The organism is Dyadobacter sp. CY261, assembly GCF_021440085.1.
Classification (GTDB): domain Bacteria; phylum Bacteroidota; class Bacteroidia; order Cytophagales; family Spirosomataceae; genus Dyadobacter.
On sequence record NZ_JAKCPW010000001.1, the window covers coordinates 1,217,141 to 1,235,993 of the forward strand.

16 protein-coding genes are annotated in these 18,853 nt (G+C 45.3%); 7 read left to right on the forward strand and 9 right to left on the reverse strand.

From position 1 onward, the window contains the following. The first annotated feature begins 50 nt into the window (after positions 1-50). On the forward strand, positions 51-518 hold the full coding sequence (locus tag LZD49_RS04860; RefSeq protein WP_234666195.1) for a hypothetical protein: 468 nt from the start codon (positions 51-53) through the stop codon (positions 516-518). A gap of 64 nt (positions 519-582) precedes the next feature. Here LZD49_RS04860 and LZD49_RS04865 read toward each other — a convergent pair whose 3' ends face one another. After that, the gene (locus tag LZD49_RS04865; protein WP_234666196.1) at positions 583-981 is read right to left on the reverse strand and encodes a helix-turn-helix domain-containing protein; all 399 of its coding nucleotides are present in this window, start codon (positions 979-981) and stop codon (positions 583-585) included. A gap of 140 nt (positions 982-1,121) precedes the next feature. On the opposite strand from LZD49_RS04865, the gene LZD49_RS04870 reads away from it, so the two are divergent. Together LZD49_RS04870 and LZD49_RS04875 are read left to right on the forward strand one after the other, a co-directional pair. Beyond that, positions 1,122-1,739 carry a hypothetical protein gene (locus tag LZD49_RS04870; protein ID WP_234666197.1) on the forward strand — a complete coding sequence of 206 codons (618 nt, stop codon included), beginning with the start codon at positions 1,122-1,124 and terminating at the stop codon, positions 1,737-1,739. A gap of 118 nt (positions 1,740-1,857) precedes the next feature. Continuing rightward, positions 1,858-3,414 carry a MutS-related protein gene (locus LZD49_RS04875; RefSeq protein WP_234666198.1) on the forward strand — a complete coding sequence of 519 codons (1,557 nt, stop codon included), beginning with the start codon at positions 1,858-1,860 and terminating at the stop codon, positions 3,412-3,414. Positions 3,415-3,513: 99 nt separating this feature from the next. Here the strand turns inward: LZD49_RS04875 and LZD49_RS04880 are convergent, their stop codons facing one another. Together LZD49_RS04880 and LZD49_RS04885 are read right to left on the reverse strand one after the other, a co-directional pair. After that, positions 3,514-4,071 carry a cysteine hydrolase family protein gene (locus LZD49_RS04880; RefSeq protein WP_234666199.1) on the reverse strand — a complete coding sequence of 186 codons (558 nt, stop codon included), beginning with the start codon at positions 4,069-4,071 and terminating at the stop codon, positions 3,514-3,516. A 38-nt stretch (positions 4,072-4,109) separates the two neighbouring features. Beyond that, positions 4,110-5,219 (reverse strand): serine hydrolase, encoded by a 1,110-nt coding sequence (locus tag LZD49_RS04885; RefSeq protein ID WP_234666200.1) that lies wholly within the window; start codon positions 5,217-5,219, stop codon positions 4,110-4,112. A gap of 268 nt (positions 5,220-5,487) precedes the next feature. Between LZD49_RS04885 and LZD49_RS04890 the strand changes: the two genes are divergently transcribed. From LZD49_RS04890 to LZD49_RS04905, 4 genes are all read left to right on the forward strand, one after another. Then, entirely contained in the window at positions 5,488-6,045 is a 558-nt protein-coding gene (locus tag LZD49_RS04890; protein WP_234666201.1) for an antirestriction protein ArdA, read from the forward strand. 169 nt (positions 6,046-6,214) lie between these two features. Further along, the gene (locus LZD49_RS04895) at positions 6,215-6,535 is read left to right on the forward strand and encodes a helix-turn-helix domain-containing protein (protein ID WP_234666202.1); all 321 of its coding nucleotides are present in this window, start codon (positions 6,215-6,217) and stop codon (positions 6,533-6,535) included. A 607-nt stretch (positions 6,536-7,142) separates the two neighbouring features. Then, positions 7,143-7,277 (forward strand): helix-turn-helix domain-containing protein, encoded by a 135-nt coding sequence (locus LZD49_RS04900; protein WP_234666203.1) that lies wholly within the window; start codon positions 7,143-7,145, stop codon positions 7,275-7,277. 360 nt (positions 7,278-7,637) lie between these two features. Further along, entirely contained in the window at positions 7,638-9,059 is a 1,422-nt protein-coding gene (locus LZD49_RS04905) for a hypothetical protein (protein ID WP_234666204.1), read from the forward strand. An 814-nt stretch (positions 9,060-9,873) separates the two neighbouring features. On the opposite strand, the gene LZD49_RS04910 is transcribed toward LZD49_RS04905, so the two are convergent. From LZD49_RS04910 to LZD49_RS04935, 6 genes are all read right to left on the reverse strand, one after another. Next, positions 9,874-10,326, reverse strand: coding sequence for a hypothetical protein (locus LZD49_RS04910; RefSeq protein WP_234666205.1), 453 nt, complete (start codon positions 10,324-10,326; stop codon positions 9,874-9,876). Between the two features lie 290 nt (positions 10,327-10,616). Further along, positions 10,617-12,989 (reverse strand): TonB-dependent receptor, encoded by a 2,373-nt coding sequence (locus LZD49_RS04915; protein ID WP_234666206.1) that lies wholly within the window; start codon positions 12,987-12,989, stop codon positions 10,617-10,619. Between the two features lie 30 nt (positions 12,990-13,019). Further along, positions 13,020-13,985 carry a DUF4249 family protein gene (locus tag LZD49_RS04920; protein ID WP_234666207.1) on the reverse strand — a complete coding sequence of 322 codons (966 nt, stop codon included), beginning with the start codon at positions 13,983-13,985 and terminating at the stop codon, positions 13,020-13,022. Between the two features lie 22 nt (positions 13,986-14,007). Beyond that, entirely contained in the window at positions 14,008-15,297 is a 1,290-nt protein-coding gene (locus LZD49_RS04925; RefSeq protein ID WP_234666208.1) for a hypothetical protein, read from the reverse strand. A 325-nt stretch (positions 15,298-15,622) separates the two neighbouring features. Beyond that, complete coding sequence (locus LZD49_RS04930; RefSeq protein ID WP_234666209.1) at positions 15,623-15,961, reverse strand: hypothetical protein; 339 nt, start codon at positions 15,959-15,961, stop codon at positions 15,623-15,625. Between the two features lie 434 nt (positions 15,962-16,395). Next, positions 16,396-18,753: an ABC transporter permease gene (locus LZD49_RS04935; protein ID WP_234666210.1), complete on the reverse strand. Its 2,358-nt coding sequence runs from the start codon at positions 18,751-18,753 to the stop codon at positions 16,396-16,398. Positions 18,754-18,853: the final 100 nt, after the last annotated feature.

The following is an 18,853-nucleotide window of genomic DNA, read 5'->3' on the forward strand; positions in this document are numbered from 1 at the left end:
GGTTTCTACGTACAATACACTATTTTAGCCCAAAATATCCCGTTACACCCATGAAGCTTAAAGCAATTAAATTCTTTTCCCCAGAGGAAAACGTTTCAAAAACCAAGGCGGCCCCCAAATCAGCACCGCTTCCAACCGGTTACATTTCTAATTCTGGCAAACTTGTTTTTCCGGCAACTGCGCTACAGGATCTTGGAATTGATCCCGAGTCTACTTATTTCAAAATCGGCACGCAAGAAGGAAAGCGAAAAATTAAATCTGTGTACCTGGTTCCGGCTTCCAGTTCTGATGAAACATTTTCCTTTGAAAAAAGCGGCAGGGGCCACGTAATTCCACTTGCAATCATTCTGAAAAAAGGTTACGTCAATTTCGAAAGTGAAAAGCTGATTTTCAAAATCTCCACTTTTGACTTTGATCAAACTACGAAAGGATTTGAGCTGGTCATTGAAGCAGAAGCACCTAAGTCTGAATATACCGGGAAACCTCGTGGTAGAAAGCCTCGCGTACAAGCAGCGTAGTATTCGGCTTGTTACAAGAATTTCGCCCAAAACGAAAAAGCCGCACAATTGCGGCTTTTTGCTATTACTTATTTTTTAGAAATTCTACTTTCTCTCGTTCACTTTGAAGTAGGCGCTCATAAAGCTTTCTATTTTCTTCATAAGCCTCAATGAGTTTGTCCAAGGGATTGAAAGTACACTTGTAGTTTTCGACGTAGGCGACCGACTCGTTGTTGAAAGTATTGGAAATAATATTGAACACCGCCTCTTCACTGAAGTTTTTGATACCTTCTGCCGATACTCCAAGGATGTTAGCGATCTGTTCAAGTATTTGCTCGTCAACGGTTTCGCTTTGCTCAATCTTTGAAATAGTCTGTTGGCTGACGTTCAGCTCGTGGGCAACAAACTCCTGCTTCAAACCGCGGAGTTCACGAATGCGGCCGATCTTATAGCCAATATGATTGGGTTTTGTTGCTGTGCTCATAGTTACAAATAAAGTAAATATCGCGGCTAAGGTCAACTCAAAAGCAAGAAGTATTATACAATCGGTGACGAGTAGGATACAACGTGCCATGGTTCGGCACCTCATGCATGTGTGGCTCCTTGCTCGAAAAAAACTGGATCATGGAAAATTTAGCAATCAATTCTAGCGCCCCCTCGCAAACCGGCAAGGATAAAGTTAGCGAGGCATATCAAGAGATTTCGTTGTTCTTTCAGCCTGGCGATCTGGAGTACTTCCGGGTAGATTTATGGCAATGGCTTAGGGCCGTGACCTGTGAGAAACCATTTTCATTTCGTGGCGAGCCATCTACGGTTGTTGCGCTGCAAAAACAGTTGACGAAAATAATCCTTGCCAGTAGGCTCATGCTTGATGTTGCGCAGACGCTTGGCGAGGATCTTTCGTGTAGCAATTTTCAGCCTTTCAGCGAAGCGCAGATAGCAAACGATCGTCAATATATGAGGGAGATCAAAGAGTTAACGGCTAAATACGGCGGGACAATCAGGAGATTGACCCTTTCGGAGGCAGAGCGACCAATTCTTGCGATCCAACGTTTTTTTAATGCTCACAGCCTGGAAGAATGGAGCGAAATTCTGGACGAATGGGTAGAATACGGCCTAAGCAAGATGAGCATCTGTGAAGCAACCGGAGAATCTGCTCAGGTATTTCAATATGAATTGTTCGAATGTCTGCTTGAGGCGACGCACTTGATAATCAGTCGTCGAACCGCGAATGCCATGTAATTCACATTCTGCCGTTTGACATAATTTTATCTACCAGTCCCACCGGAGTGTTTAAATTGGACTTGCTTCGATTCTTTGATGGCCGAAGCGCTAATGATGACGCAACGCAAGCATTAATTTGAAATCTGACACGGGTAACGTTAAAGCCGGGTACTTCCACCTCGGCCACATTGAGAAGTTCTTTGCGAAGGCCGATTTGCAAGATGCATTTCAGGTGATTTCAAATCGGACTTTTAAGGATCTGGATCTCGAAGATGTATTCAGGTTCATTGATCGCACGCAATCCCGGATTGGTCAACAATATCTATACTATTTGCTGCGGTGCATCCCGCCAAATGGGAAACGCTCAGGGCAAATGGAAGACAGGGTTAATGTATTCCTGCAAAACCCTGACATGCGGGCGTTTGTCTCGACCGAACTTTCCAAACTTAGCGAGCCGGGTGCCTACCACGTCTGTTCGCTTTTTCAGGGCAAGCACATTGAAGCGCCCGCGTGGCTATGGCTTATCCAGGCGCTTTCAGGTATAAGCGTGCTATTGATTTTGCTATCCTTCTTTTTTCCGCAACTGTGGGTTGTTTTGATCTTAGTGTTTCCAATTAACATGGGTATTCATTACTGGAACAAGACAAATATTTATCAATACAGCAGTTCGATACCGCAGCTGGTTTTGATGAATCAGGTCGCGCGGAAAATCCTGGCGAATAACGAATCCCAGCATTTAACGAATATAACGGCTTCGGTCGATTCATTGCGAAGACTAATTCCGCAAATGTCCATTTTTAGAATTGAAGCAAAACTGCAAAGTGAAATTGGTCAACTCGTCGACTATTTTCTGGAATTGATCAAAGCAATGCTGCTGTTAGAGTCGGTCGTATTGTTTGCGACCTTGAAAAAGCTGGATAGCAAAAGAGAAGACATCGCAACGGTTTTCAAATTCATTGGCGAAACGGATGCGGCATTGTCGGTGATTGCCCTTCGGGAAAGCATACCTTACTATTGCAGCATAACGCCTGAGGAAGATAACAAGACTCTGTCCGTTAAAGGTATTTATCACCCATTGTTGTTCAATGGGGTTTCTAATGACATTGTGCTGAAAGATAAATCTGCATTGCTGACCGGCTCGAATATGTCGGGGAAAACGACTTTTATCAGGACAGTTGGCATTAGTGCGATCCTGGGGCAGACGCTCAATACCTGCTTTGCAAGCGAATTTGCGATGCCTTGGATGCAAGTGCTGTCGTCGATCCGAATTTCGGACGATCTATTGGAGGATAAAAGCTATTACATGGAAGAGGTCCTTACCTTGAAGCAGTTGATTGAGGAAAGTCAGGGCAAAAAAAGAACACTTTTCTCATTGGATGAAGTATTTAAAGGCACCAATTCAATCGAGCGGATCGCGATGAGCAAATCCGTGCTGAGCTATTTGGCAGACAACGGCAATCTGGTCTTTGTCTCGACACACGACAGGGAGTTGACCGGTCTGCTATCCGAACATTATGAGCTTTATCACTTCACCGAAGTCATCCAGGAAGAAGAAATCGTATTTGACTATAAAATCAAACCAGGCGTGCTCAACACAACAAATGCGATCAGGATTCTTGAACTGAATAAATTCCCAACACAAATTATTGATGAGGCGATGGAGGTGTCTTTACGGCTTGGACAAAACAGGTAATTTAGTGGTAGATGCCAGAAAGCGACTGCCCGAGGGACTGGTCTGAATTCGCCGACATCATTCCAATCACAGCAGATTTGCGATAAAGAAAACGGAATATCATTTATCGAGAACCTGTTGAAGAAATAAATGATGGGATAATACTTCGATTTTTCCCTTTGTTGGGATCATGTTCTTCCATACCCAATTGTAGTGGTCAATCACCTGGCTTGCTTGTAAATTCGGTCTGTTACCGGTAGTGTGACCGTCTTCGATGACTGTGATGTTATAATCCTTGGAAACCGCTGACTGAATCGTGGATTCAACACAAAAATCTGTGGCGCAGCCCGTAATAACCAATTCGTTAATGGCGAGCATGTCCAGCTTCTGCCCGAGTTCCGAGCGATAGAATACATCATTGGCATATTTGTCAATGCGAATATCGCCAGTATCAGTTTTCAGATCGTCCAGCAATTCCCATTCCGTAGTAAATGGCACGAATTCGTTCATTGTGCTGCCATCATGCTGGATGAATAATACAGGCCATGATTTCGCGCGAAACGTCGTAGCGAGTGAATTGATGATTTGTACAACCCCTTCCGTGTTGTGACGAGGCGTGGCTTCTGTAAAAGAGCCCCTTTGCATGTCAATTACCAGGAGCGCTTTTCTGCTGATCATCTCGGTTGGTTTTAAGTAAGGCTATGAGCTGGTTCTATTCAGGACTTCCAAAGTAGATCAATCAATTTTCTCCATTCGAAGTAATCGGAAAGCTCCCCGTTCATTAAAATAATCAGTCCCTTTTTTGAAAACGGGTCGTAAAGCATGTAGGTGGAAATACCGGGGCCATGCCCGTTATGGCTATATGTGGGTGTCTCCGTGTTGAGCAGATACATAAACCAGGTGTGGAAGCCCAGACTCATATCCTTTGGTGTCAGGCGCTCTACTGAGCTCGCATCAAGAACACGCTTACCATCATACGCTCCGTCGTTTGACCAACAGGCGAGAAACTTCGCCAGATCATTTATCGTGCAGCGGAGTTGACCTGCGGGATAGTCTGGGAACTTGCCCTGGGGCAGTTTTTCAAGTCTTCTGAGAGAGTCGGAATATGAATAAGGCACTGCCAGCCGATCTGATTGGAGAGGCTCTAAAAACCAACTGGTAGTGTGCATTTTGAGCGGGCCGAACAGGTTTGCTTCGCAGTATTGATCGAATGGCATTTTTGCAACCCTTTCGACAAGATAACCTAGCAATGCAAAGCCGATATTGGAATACCCGAAGTTGCTACCAGGTTCGGCATTGTTAAAATTCTTAATTGTATGATAATGTTTACCACCAGCAGATAGATAGTCTGCAAGGAATGTTCCCAATGGGATCTCGGCTCCCTGATATTCATTCTCCCAAAATGGGAGCAGATAGTCCATGTTATCTGATATCGAGGAGCGGTGCCTTAACAGTTGCCTGAACGTGATCGGAGCAGCTGGAAACGATGGATTGACAACGCGAAATGGAAGGAACCTGTTAACGTCATCATCCAGCCTGAAATATCCCTTTGCTTCGAGTTGCATGATCGCCGCAGCCGTTACTGTCTTGGAAATAGAGGCTATATGAAAAACCGTTGAATCTGTCACCGGTATTTTCTGCTCAATGTCTTGATAGCCGTAATAGCGCGTCCAGGAAATCTGGCCATTTTCAACCTTTGCGGCGGCAAGGCCTGGGACATGCAGCTCTCTCAATTTCCCGATGACCAGCGAATCAACCTTTGATGTCTGAGCATGAGCTAATCCAGCCAATAGGGAAAATGCAACTAACAGTAAAGGACATTTCATAAACCGCGAAGAGGATGATACTTGATTGGGAGCCGAAGTTAACAATGCGATCAGTGCAAACGAAAGTTACAAAGTAAAAAATGACGGTTGCAAGCCTGCACTTCGTCATCCGGCTTTTTAGCTGGCCGCACAACTGCCAGCCGCGCCTTAAACCGCAGGATGGGCTTGCAGCCACGGGGACGAGCCCCGTCATCTTTTCTTCAATCGATAGGCAGCGATTGCCCTGAGCACAAAGCTGGGGCCAAAGCAACTTAAATGCCTTTCAATCATGAGAAATCTCGAAAATGCTCCAAGAATTTACGTAGGAACCTATGGTCAGTACAACAGTGGTTCACTATTTGGTAAATGGTTTGACCTGACGGACTATACAGACCTGAAAGAGTTCCTGCAAGACTGCTTTGAATTTCATCGGAACGAACTGGATCCGGAGCTCATGTTCCAGGACTGGGAAAATATCCCGGATTTTTTGATTTCCGAATGCAGCCTTCATAAACAGGCGTTCTCCTACTTTGTGGCCACAGGTGAAATGGACGATGAGACTGCCGAAGCATTCGAGATTTACTGCAAGCAGATCAATTACTGGCCATCCAACGGAAACGAATTGGAAGACCAAATCGAAAGTTTCCGGGAAAACTATCGGGGATACTTTGGCGGATCGATGAAAGACCCAGAGCTTGAATACGCCTACCGATACGTCGAAGAGACCGGTCTGCTATCAGGTGTGCCACAGGCTCTTGAAAGGTACTTCGATTATGAAGCCTTCGCGAAAGATTTATTTTTAGAAGGTTACAGTGCGTACGAAGGTCATGTATTCGCGGATTACTAAAACCCCAAGAGCCGTTCGATGCAGCCGCATCGAACGGCTCTTTATTCTTTTTGTTCCACTGGGAAAAAGAGGAAGCAATAATCAAATGCTGACTATTATTTTCCGATCACAAATCATCGACTGCAAGCTACTATCGATGTTTTTGATTGGTAACGTAAAACAAGCAGCAATGGAAAAGAAGAGCAGGCAATCAGAGGAGAGTTCAGCGTTGTTCACGCATCAATTGGTCACTTTGGCGGACCTGGAGAAATTTAAGGAGCAAATGCTATCTGAAATGAGAAGGCTGCTTGCAGGTGGAGGCACTCAGCAATACAAGCAATGGCTCAAATCTCGGGAGGTACGAAAGCTACTTAATGTATCGCCCGGCAAGCTGCATGCCATGCGTGCGAGTCGTCAACTCACCTTTATGCGTATCGGCGGCGTGATTTATTACGACCGGGCAGACATCGACAAAATGTTCGAAAAATTTAAAACCACTGCGGTCAAATGAAGCGCGAACTGTGCTCGGCTGGTTATGGAGGCCAGTGTCCCCCTGACGAGACATACGTCAGGGTTTATTTTTTACAGCAAGGATCCACAATCATCGAAGCAGTCAAATTTTTCGGTCATTACACAGCAAAAGGGTGGTTAAATCCTAATGGCCACCGGCTCAAAAACTGGAAAAGGCTTGCCTGGACGTGGATATTTAACCGACAGCTATTCTGTTAAGCATTAGCTTTCTCATAATTCGTTTTAGCTTTCCCGTAGGCGTAGTCCAAAAATCCCTTGATCTGTGAATACGTGCTTTCAGACGGATTGACAACACTGCCGATTGTCGCAAAAGGAAACTTTTCTTCATTTAGCTACATGAAGAAGTAGTCTCCATTAGCTTCAACGTCGCGTACATTTTCGTATTCGCTTGAGATGCGGTTTCTTATTTCTGTCAGTTGCATGAATAGGATATTTTGGGGATGCGAAGTTGCTCTGCCAAGGTTACTTTTGCAAGTAGTTATCCCTATGTTCCTTAGGGATGAAAAGTATAGTAGTATTGGTATACAACTTGCTATGATCAAACAAAAAGAAGAAATACAAATGAGGAATGTCCGTTTCAAGCGGCAATGGATCTTATTTCAGGAAAATGGAAGATGTTGATCATTAACACGCTGATGCTCGGTACCCTGCATTTCAAACAACTTGAACGCGCAATCAGCGGCATCAATACGTATGCTGGTAAAGGAATTGAAGTTACTTGAATCGAAAGAGAAAAACCCCTAAATTTTCGCTGAGGGGTTATCATACTGCAACCGAAGTAGAATCCAAAGACATACGTAAATAACTTGTCGCCAGGCAGCATGATACTAGTGAGTAACGTGCAAAGAAAATTTGGTTACCGCGCGGGAGAGTTTCGATCCTCGCATGTGGATGGCTATCTGACAAGCGTCTTGTCTTTACTTGCCGTGGTATTCAGTGGGGAAGTAAACTAAGTTTAAGGATATGCACTTACTTTGGGGTTTGCTCTGAAAATCATTAAATAGATTGTGTGAAATAATTATGTATAGCGCTCACTTTGAAAATTTTTTATGGTTTGCACCTCTGTTAAGACGGCTTGTGTTGTGCTAGTTGTTTCCGCGGGTTTTTCTTTGAATAGGTTTTTATCCAAAAGATTGTTTTGGCCTTGTTCTGCACTGCTAATTTTAGCGCTCTATTCTTGTAAAAAAAAGGAGAAAATTGAGCCCGAGGCAGCCAAAATCAACTTTATAACAAGGGCCAGCGCAAAAGACGCCAATGTTCGAGTCGATACCCTATTGGGATTCATACAGGTGGAACTGCCGACAAACTATTTAAGGGATAGCATAGATCTGATCCTGTCGCTTCCTCAGGGCGTTGGAACGGGCCCTTCTCTGATTGACACTGATAGCTCCAAAGTATTCCTTAGCTATAATTTCGAAGGAAAGCAGCCTAGGGAGGTTCCTCTCTATCAATCGGATGGTACAAAAGTTCGTTTTAAATACTTTAAAGTCTTTGTCAGACATTTGGGACCTCTAAAAGCTACTACCCAGGAAAAATACATTTATTTTAACGCTCTCGCCCAGGACAGTGGGCCTGTTGACGACGGATACATTAAATTTCGTTTGGAATCCGGTCTTGGATCTATACCTGACTCACCTTCTGATACCAGCCGGCTGATTCCTATTATACGGGAAGTGGCCAAGAATATCACAATTAATGGTTACTATGACGAAGCGTATGGCACCGTTGGCTTTGAGGGGATCTCTCCTTTTTTGGGGTCCCAAAATGTCAAAATCGGATTTTCCTACGGGCAGAAAACTTACCTATATCCCGACCCTATTGAAGTACTCAGGGCTCCTCCTAGCGCTAAAATTGATCTAAATTACAAAAGTTTTAAATTCTTAAAATACCGGGAAACCGTGAACGTGGGTGGTGGTTTTTTTCTCCTGGATTCCAAATACAATTTGGAATTTTCACGTCCAGGTCTTAACCGTCCTATATCCATCACCGCAAGACGTGTTAACCATCATAATTTACAAATAGAAATCCCCGAAAGTATTCCCGCAGGAGCTTATAAGGTAAGTTCCTTTGAGGATGGAAAGGGAATGTCACATTCAATCTATCATGTTTCAAGTGACGCCTCGGCCAGAAGTATACACTATATATGGAAAGAAGACTGGAGATGCCCATCTCAAAATTTTGTTGATCTTCCACCAGAGGAGGTAAAAGTCGCGCGAGGGGGGTATGTAAATGTCAATCCGTTTCCGCTTATTGTTCAAAATAGAAACATATCATTTGATCCAAAGAAGTTCACATTCAAACTTGTTTTACGCAGTCAGGGTCGAGAATTTAGCATTCAACCGGACGCCCGCGCAGACGAATGTTATGGTGATGAGTCCTTGTATATGTACTACGGACGGTACCTTATTCCCCACGAAATCACACCAGGACTTTATGAAGTAATCCTAATGGATGCAGCTGGCAAGCCTTCGCTCGCATCTTGGCAAAAAATCTTAATAATATAGGTATGTACTGGGAAGAAAAAATAGATCTTTTAGCAAGACAGGTGGGGCCCGCAGGCTTAAACCGACATTTCACGGATTGGACCGAGATACTAAGACGCTTGGAAGATCGATTCGTAGCTGTAAATGGCCCAAGTCACCGATTCTCCAATTGGCCTGAAACATTGAAGTCCCCCATTTTAATTCGAACTACGGATTGGAAAGCAATCAGCCAAGAAATTGATAGATTGGATCCGGAGTGCAATTATTGGGCAATTTTTGTTCGAGGGGATTACTCTACGGGAAAGCATGTAGTGTTCGAGTGCAAGCCATCTGTTATTAAGGCAATCCTGGCAATCACCCAGGGTGATTTTTATATTGGCGAGAAAAAATACAATTGGCTTGTCCACTTTAAACAGACGACAGACGAAAGAGTTTCCCTGATAAAATCGGGTAGATCTGAGACCCCGCTTGGGTGACGAAACGGAGCCAGGTTTGAGGGTACTCTTTTCTTTGAACAAGGGATTCGTGACACCAAATTCAATTAGTCGAGACTCCCCGTCGCTGCGGGTTGCTACATAATCCAGACCAGTTTTATCTTCGCAACAAAACTAGGGACAGGCTCTTAGTAGTTATTCAACCATATTTTCTAAATAGCAAGACGATGGAAATTACAAGAATAGACAGATGGCAGCGGCCGAGTGAACGCAGGATTGGGCCACAGGAGTAGTGCGGATTGATCCGCTTTTTTATGCCAACGAAGCAAGGCGCGTCGCATCTGCGCTGGTCACTTTTGAACCCCCGCACACGCGCCCTCTGGAGCACTTTTCAGCCGCACTTAAAATATTGAAAAGGAATCCCTTGATCTCGTAGGGATATCGCCCAGAAATTGTGTTGGAAATGGGCGGAGGAATTCGCGAAACTTATAGACTGGAATTTTGTGATCGGCAATCGAGTCTAATTCCTGCGGTGTAGCGTAGAAAAATGATGACCAACCATCTGCCGTGCCAATAAGTAGCGCCCGGTGCCTTTTGTTGTAGTTTGCATAAAACCGAAACCAGGAGCGTGTTTCGAAAGCACTTACCTCATAGTAATCACGATTTAGAAAATTCTCTTCGACCATTTCATTTAGCTTCACGATTGCCGGAATGTCTCCGCCGGTGCCTCCAAACCTGTCAGGTTTTGTTGCGGTATAATCCACTTCTGCTGAATTGCTTTTCGAAACCTTGGAAACTACAAAAATTATAAGAATGAAAGAGCAGGCGTAAAGAGCTCGATTTATTTTGGTCATATCAACTAATTTTCGAATCGGGACATTACAAACTTAACGTTTTGCGGTCGCTTCTTCCAACTTTTTCAGCAGCTCCACTGGCCACTCGGGAATTACATAATGCTCGCTTTCCAGCGCATAGTTCTTTTCCCCATTTCAATAAACAGGTGTTCTAACCATCGTCTGGGTTGCTCCTGAAATTCCTTCTGGAATCGGCTCCGATGCGAGACAGCCTCTGGCGTCCGTGATTATCGGGGAATTGGCAAGAATATGATCTTTGCGCCCATCGTCCGACCGCTTTTTTTGCCTATCTACTTGATGACAAGATTGTAGGTGACAGATGGAACTATGCCAAATGGCGTCAAGCCGCTGATTTTATAATACTGGAACGTGGCATAGTCGACGGTTTTGCTAACGGCTGTGAACACGTTTTTCCGATCGTACAGGTTGTGGACACTAAATATCCATGACGCTTCAGTATGTTTTTTGGGCTTTCTGTGAACGATCAACGAAACATCGAGCCGGTGGTAGGCTGGTAGTTTGAATCTGTTGCGTCCGGGATAGTCGTAGAACAAGGCACCCTGATAGTAAAATGTATTGGAGGGCATCGTAATAGGCGCCCCGCTGTTCAACACAAAATTGGTTGAAAATTCCAGCCGCCGTTTTGGAAATGCGTACAGACTGGTCACCGAAAGCGCGTGACGGCGATCATCCCTGCCGGGATAAGGCATATCGTGATTGATACCCGCAATTTTTCTAGTTGTTTTAGATAATGTATAGGCAAACTGGTAGCGAAAACTCCCGGTTAGTTTTGAAACCATAGTCTCTATCCCATACGCAGTACCGTTACCTACCCTGATCTGGGTTTCGACGGTCTTGTTCACAAAAAGGTCTGCATTGTCGACAAAGTCAATGACCCTGTTCATTCTCTTGAAATATCCTTCGACCGAAAAACTGTATCGCCTGTCGACCGTCGAGGAAAAATACCCGATGGATACCTGCCGGGCCCGTTGTGGCTTGATGAAAGTGTTGGATGGAACCCAAATATCTGTCGGCAATCCGACAGAAGAGTTGGTCAGCAGGTGAGAAAATTGCACGGTTTGATTGAAGCTGGCCTTCAAAGACTGATTTTGGGAAAGTAGCCAGGTGATGCCAAGCCGGGGTTCAAAACCCGCGTAGGACTTCACGTTCTTTCCCCTTGGGTAGTAGAGCGAATCCGCTATTTCAGTACCGTTCGCGTTTGGATAATATTGTGTGGAAGGGCCGAGCAGCGTAAACAAACTTTGCCGTACACCTGCCGATACTTTGACAAACCTTCCCAGGCTGAGCTGCCCTTCCAGAAAAACGGAATTGATCAGAGAATGTTTCTTAGGTAATTTGAAAGGGTTAACAACCGCCAGAGAATCCAATGCGTCAATCCGGCCAGGCTGATTGTTATTTTTCGTTACCTGCAACCCGAAATTGAGTGATAAAAATTTGGAAACAGAATAATCGAATTCCGATTTGAAGTTCAATTCTCTTTGATTGGCATTCCAGTCGAACCGGCGGCCATCGTCCAGAATCTGGTAATGATAACCATAGGAGCTATATGACACATTACTGGTCATAAACAAGCGATTAGAAAGCAGGCGGTTCCACTGAAAGGAGGCGGTCTTGTTGCCCCAGTCCATCAGCGTCGCCCCGCTGAGGATGAAATAGTTGAATCTGTCTTGCCCACTGTAGGCAGACAGTGAGAACCTGTTCCTGCCAGACTTGTCCCCAAAGTTGATTCTCGCATTCAGATCATAAAATTTCACAACATTGTCTGTTCGGAAATCTTTTACTTTGAACGGGAGAATCTCATTTAGCCTCCCCAGTCCATTGATTACTTTTCCGGCATAGCTGTACCGGCCGGAAACGATAAACGAGCTGACGCCTTTTTTGATGGGTCCTTCTAGCGTTAGTCTGCTGGCAATGAGCCCTATGCCCAGTTTTGCCTTGAATTTGTTTTTGTCGCCGTCACGCATCCGGATATCGACCACAGAGGAAAGCCTGTTGCCATATCTTGCCGGCATCAGACCTTTGTATAATTCCACATCTTTGACCGCATCGGCATTGAAAGTTGAAAAAAAGCCGAGTGCATGGGCCGTGTTATATACTGGGGCGCCATCCAGAAGAATCAATGTTTGGTCATAGGAGCCGCCTCTGACGGCAATATTGGTTGTAGCCTCACTGGGCGACTTTACACCTGGCAAAAACTGGACAGATTTCAGAACGTCGGGCTCTCCCGCAAAAGAAGGTTGTTTCAGGATTTGCTCCATACTCACCCGATGGCGGCCCGATACGATGTCCTGTGAAGGCGACTGGCCGACAACACTCACTTCTTCCAGGTTTGTTGAAGAAGGTTGGAGCAATATCGGCAGTTCGGTATTGCCTTTTACTACAACCTTTAAAGACCTGGAATTGTATCCGACATATGATAATGTTAAATAGTAGGTTCCCTTGGGCACTCGCATCGAAAAATGGCCGGATGAATTGGATTGCGCAGTGAATCCCGTCTCCTGCAGGTGCGCAGATGCGTTGGGGAGCGTTTCGAGAGACAGGCTATCCTTTATCAGACCCGACAGCGTGAAAGTCTGAGCGTGGACAGTCTGCCCGAATAGGACAAAAAGCAAAAAGAGCGTAAGCCTGGAAAATTGAATCATGAATTGGAGATGATGGCTTATGTAGTAGTTCTATCTGACAGTAAAGCGCTTGATAGAGGCGGAAGATGCATTGAAAAATCCCAGGGCACCTCCCTTGATGTTGGTTGGAGGAGAAGCTGGTGAGGGGGAATAGGCCCCGCCATCGTTTTGGAAAGCACTGATCAGAACGCTGTAATAGTCGTACGCTTCTTTTGTAAGTGAATAAAGACAGGCATCGTAAATGACATTCTTTGACAGTGCATAAGTGAAATAACTGGATGAGGTTGTTCCCAATTTTAGCATGTACCCATCAATGTAGGAGGGCAAATGGTCATCGCTTAGAACTTCATAATTCCAGATACGATCCGGGCTTTCAGAAAAATGAAAGAATGGTGGTATTTGAATATCAGTATATTGGGGGACGACTGTCACCTTGGGAAGGAAATATTCTTTTACAGATAAATTATTCTGAAAATAGAACAACGGCAGATCGCCGGAGAATTTGTTTATTCCTCTGTTGATATAAATTGTTGATACAGAGTCAAGTTTTGGAACTGGGGGCATGAAAGCGGTGGCAGTATATTCTTTCTCCTTAATTTTTACAAAAAGTTGATAGGTTCTGCCTGCTTTGCCGACCAAATCCCTGGAAGTGTAATAACCATAAAAAGGCTCTCGTTGTGCGGAGTCAGGTTTAAGGGTATCAACCTTGCCAAGGTCATCACGAATTATCACTAGGGCATTCCGAATCGCTTTTGTCCTGTCCCTGGTATAGTTGTTTCCATCCGGCGAAATCTCGTAAGGAACAAAGCTGTTCACCGGGTCGCTGTACGTTAATCGGACGTAATTGCCCTGATCTTCCCGGCGGTATTTCTCTTGAAAATCTCTATCATAATCTTCATCGGTAAGCACGCCTTCGATGACAACTTTTATTTCGCCCTTTGCAGGCGACAAATTTACCTCCGATACACAAGCCAAAAGGAGGGATTGTATAAAGAGCAGGGTAATACATTTTTTCATTTAATTTGGGTTACTAGGTGAGTTATGTGCTGAATGCGAAGCCAACTGTCAGGTTTGCACGCAATCTCAAGATCCAACGTTCTGGCTGTTTCTCATAGTTGCAGGAGGCGTTTAAATCAACATATCCGTTCTTGAACAGACGTTGCTGAATGCCCAGAAGCGGCCCTGCTCGGAAATTCTCGGATTTAATTTTAAATGAGAACTCGCGCAAATTGATTTTGAGAAGGTCGTCCCACCGGCTTGGCCTTGTATGAGTTCCCCTATAAACGGCGTATTCTGAGTTGATACCGCCGTAAATGCCAGATAAGGTGCTTCCGACGCTACCAAGTCTCAATTTTCTCCTTTCGTTCATATAAAACCTCGGTTGAATACTGATAGTATGGGCCTGCTCCTTGGACTTTGTTTCATATGCATACCATCCGTTATGCCAATCAGTCTTGAAGCGCCCATGTAGATAGTTAAAAGCGTTTTGAAGATTCAAATCATATTGAAAATTGAATGATATTGGCGTCCTGCCGAGAAGGACCTCATAAGCGAAGCTTGTGCCAAATGCCTTTTGCAATTTCCCAAATTTGAGATCAGGGATTTGTATTTTAAAATGCTGATTTACTTGCTGGTCGCAGCGTATTAGATCACAGAGTAAAGGTTTGGCCGTGCGCTTCCAGTCACCCAGCGCAACACCCAGGTTAATTTCAGTGAACAGGTTCCAGTTCGTGAAAAGATTCTTTTGTTGAAACGGGTCATTTTTTCGCAGGCCGAGCGAAAGATCTAGAAATCCGTTATTGAGGAAACGCCTCTGAAAACCGGTTCTAAGTGCCAGCCATTGTCGGTTGTTGGTCGGCAATATAGTGGTGTACTCGATTGCTGCATAGTTACCTGTGAAGTTATTCGCACTTCTCCCGGATGCGATTCTTCCCTTCATATCGTAATACCACCGTAGTTGGCCGCCCACAGCTATGTTCTCAAAAATCCAACTTAGTGGAATTGCATTGCCAACCAGCGGCACCTGGCCAAAAATACCAATAGAGAATTGTGGCGCAAACTTGTGCTCGTAACTTAGCTGAGCAGCTGAGTTCTTAAATCCTTTGTCATTGTAGAGCGCGAATGGTGTCGACTGCTGATACTGCGATATCCCAAATTTGAAAATGTTCTTGGTCGGTATTTTGTTCATGAAAATATTTTCATACCGATCAATAAACCTGACAGGCGGGAGGGAATCATATTCCTCGGTAAAAATAATCTGGGTGTTTTCCTGGCAAACTGCGTCAACAGCAATTACAACACCGACCAGCAGCAAGTACCATTTTATCATGTTCAATTCTTATATTTTAAGAAAGAGGCGCCTCTTCGGCAAAAAGGTTGTATGGATGTCATCTTTTATTGTCAAAGACAATTCCAGTAACTATCGATTTGTTAAAAACACGTCGGTAAGCATTGATTTATCTGGGAAAACAATCCTTTCCTGATTCTTCCAAAGGATAGGAATGAAATTGGGTCCCTGATATTCCTAACCGACCGTATAAGTGTCGTTTCCTGTCACTGCGATAGCCACAATAAACGCGTCGTAGGTTTCGTCGGTGAGATATGTAGGCACTCCGTTCTTCCAATAGGTAGCGATATCTTTGGCCCCCTCGTTGTCATAGCCTGAGCAGTAAACATCCGAACCCGAAACAGCGATTGCGCGGGCCTGAGAAATGTCCTTTCCGTCCGGAGGGCTTTCGCTTCACTATTTTTCCAATATCTGGCCGCAAACGTTTCGGAAATGGTTTCAAATCCAGCCAGGTATATATCCCCGCCGGAAACGGCCAGTTCCACTCCGTAGGAATCGCCGCTACCTTATCGAGCGGAAGTGGGGTGCCATTCTTCCACAACCTTGCACGGCTAGTCGATCCGGCGAACTCGCTACCGGATATATACACATCGTTGCCTACGACAGATATGGACGAAGCGGAAGATTTGTTTTTTCCATCAGTCACTCGCTACGACCACGATTGCCGTCGCTCTCGCGCTCGTAGCTCCCTTTATCAAAGTTGTGGGCACACCATTTTTCCGGTACATGGCGACTTCTTTTGATCCATTAACTGATCGCCGGTGACATACACGCCCGGCGCCTTTGGAATTTTATCGTCTTCCTTTTTGCAACTTCCCAACGCGACGGAAATAATGACAGCTATAATTCTTAAAAGGCGTCTCATTGAGAGATACTATCTGGTTAGCTGGATGACAGGGCGCAAAGTATTTCTAAAAGTAGATTATTTTAGTGTATTTGTAGTGACAAACTATTACAACTGGGTTTGCGGAAGAATTTACGGCTCTGGACGGCATGTTTTTCCAGGATTGTGCAGCGGTGCTCCGGCGCTAAATAAGGGGCCGAACTATTGATAAAACATGTATGAGGAGCTATGTCATTCTACTCCGCTTTAATCGATCGAACCGGGTCGAGCATGGCTGCTTTAACACTTTGAAAGCAAATGGTGAGTAATGCTGTGACCATCAGCACCAGACCTGCCAGCAAGAATGTCCACCACTGAATTTCCACTTTGTAGGCAAAATCCTTTAACCATTGATCCATGGTAAACCAGGAAACCGGCGACGCAATCGCGATGGCAATGGCGACCAGTTTTAGGAAATCCTTGGATAGCAGCGTCGTAATGTTCAAAACAGTGGCACCGAGCACTTTTCGGATCCCTATTTCTTTGGTACGTTGCTCGGTGGTAAATGACGTCAATCCGAGCAATCCAAGGCATGATATAATCAGGGCAATTCCTGCAAAAAAGTTAAACAGCTGACCAGTTCGTTCTTCACTCCGATAGAGCGCATTGTAGTCAGTATCCAGAAAAGCGTATTCAAACGGATAAGCAGGCATATATCGCTTCCAAAGCTGCCGGGCTTTGTTTACAGCCGTCGGCGCAAGCTGCGCGGTTGTACGTACATGAACCCTGTAATGCTGTTGAGGGAGACTGTACATGACCAAAGGCATGATGGGCTCGCGAATAGAGGTAATATTGAAGTCCTTCACAATCCCGATGATGGTCCCTTCTGTACCGTTAAGCTTGAACCGCTTGCCGATCGGGTCTCTGATACCAGTCTGTTTAAGGGCGGTTTCGTTTAGAATAATGGAGGTTGAACCCGCTTTGGCACCTCTGAAATTCCTACCGGCGATCAGCCTGAGTTTAAAGTTGGGAATAAAATCCTGGTCTACATTGAGCTGTGCCATAATCAACGTTCTGTTCCTGGTTTTTCCATCCCAATCTGTGGATATGGTGCCGGTCAGGACGTTGACAGGCGTGTCTGAAGAGGTGCTGACCCCCTCGATACTCGACTCGCCGATGAGTGCTTGCTTGATTTGCGGCGTAAAGGTTCGTCCATCGAATGTGAATGTGTGTTTCCGGTCAAAACCCGGATTACGGTCTTTGATAAATCGCATCTGACTGCCGATAACAAAGGTGCCCACAATGAGCATCGTAGCCAGCCCGAACTGAGCCACCACCAGCGATTCGCGCAGGGAGGCGCCGCTCACCTGGCTGGAACGCCCTTTTAAAGCCTGGGTCGGATTGAATCGCGAAATCAGGAATGCAGGATAAATGCCTGCAAGAATAAAGCAGAATGTGAGTGTACCGAGCAGAATCTGCCATACCTGTGGATCGAAAAGTGAAAAACGGCCCGATTTGCCTGTAATGCCCGCATAAAATGGCAGGATGCCTTGCAGTAACCAGATTGACAAAATTAGTGAGAGGCATAATGTAAGTATGGATTCCACCAGCAGTTGTATGGCCAACTGCCGGGAGTCGGCGCCGACGACTTTGCGGATACCAATTTCTTTCGACCGCCTTGTGGCCCGCGCGGTGGTCAGATTCACATAATTAATGCAGCCAATGCTGAGCAAAAGCAGGGCAACGACTCCCATTATCCTTACCTGCTTGTCGGCCGAATCACTGCCCTCGACGGCATGAAGGTGGATTTCGGAAAGGGGCTGTAAGCGGAACTCGGGCGGGTTGGCGACATCTTTGAGCATATTTGCTTGTATGGAAGTTAGCTTTTTCGCGACCGCCGAGGGATCAGCCCCGTTAGCCAGCTTCACATAAGTCCCAAACCCGTAATCATCCCAGTTTTCGTCAACCGGGCGGCCCCCTTTTCCTCGATCAAGAGTTTTCAAAATTGCCAGATTTACATATATATCATTTCTGAAAGAGGAATTATCGGGAGCATCTTCCAAAACTGCGGTTACCATGAAGGTGGCATTGCTTTCAACATGGATAATGGTTTTCCCGATGGCATCAGCCGTCCCGAAGTACTTGCGGGCCTGTTTTTCGGATAATACTACGGCATTAGGGAGCGGAAAAAGTGCCTTTTTGTTGCCGTGAACTACTTTGAAGCCGTTGAAGATTTCAATGAAATTTGGGTCCGCATATGCCAGATTATCCTTTTCCGTAAAGGTTTTGGCGCCGACCCGGAAAGTTGCCGATGGATAGTCGCCTATACGTACTGCACTTTCCACTTCAGGCACTTCCCTCAGCGCAGTCACGGCGACAGGCCCCGGGGTCGAGGTAGATGTATACTCGTCTTCACCTTTGCCGAAATGAGTATTAACCTGGTAGATCCTCCGGGCGTCGGCGTGGAAGCGATCAAAACTCAGTTCGTCCTGAATCCACCGGAACAAAAGCAGGCTAACGGCCAGTACGGCAGCCAGCCCTCCGATGTTCAATGCAGAATACCAGCCGCCCGAATGAACATTACGAACAGCAACTTTGAGGTAATTTCGGATCATATGCTAAGGAGATGAGGTATTTACTGAGCAATACCTTTTAAATGCTGGTTCTGTTGCAATTGCCGGAACTATCATAAAATCTTGTCCTACGACAAGACAA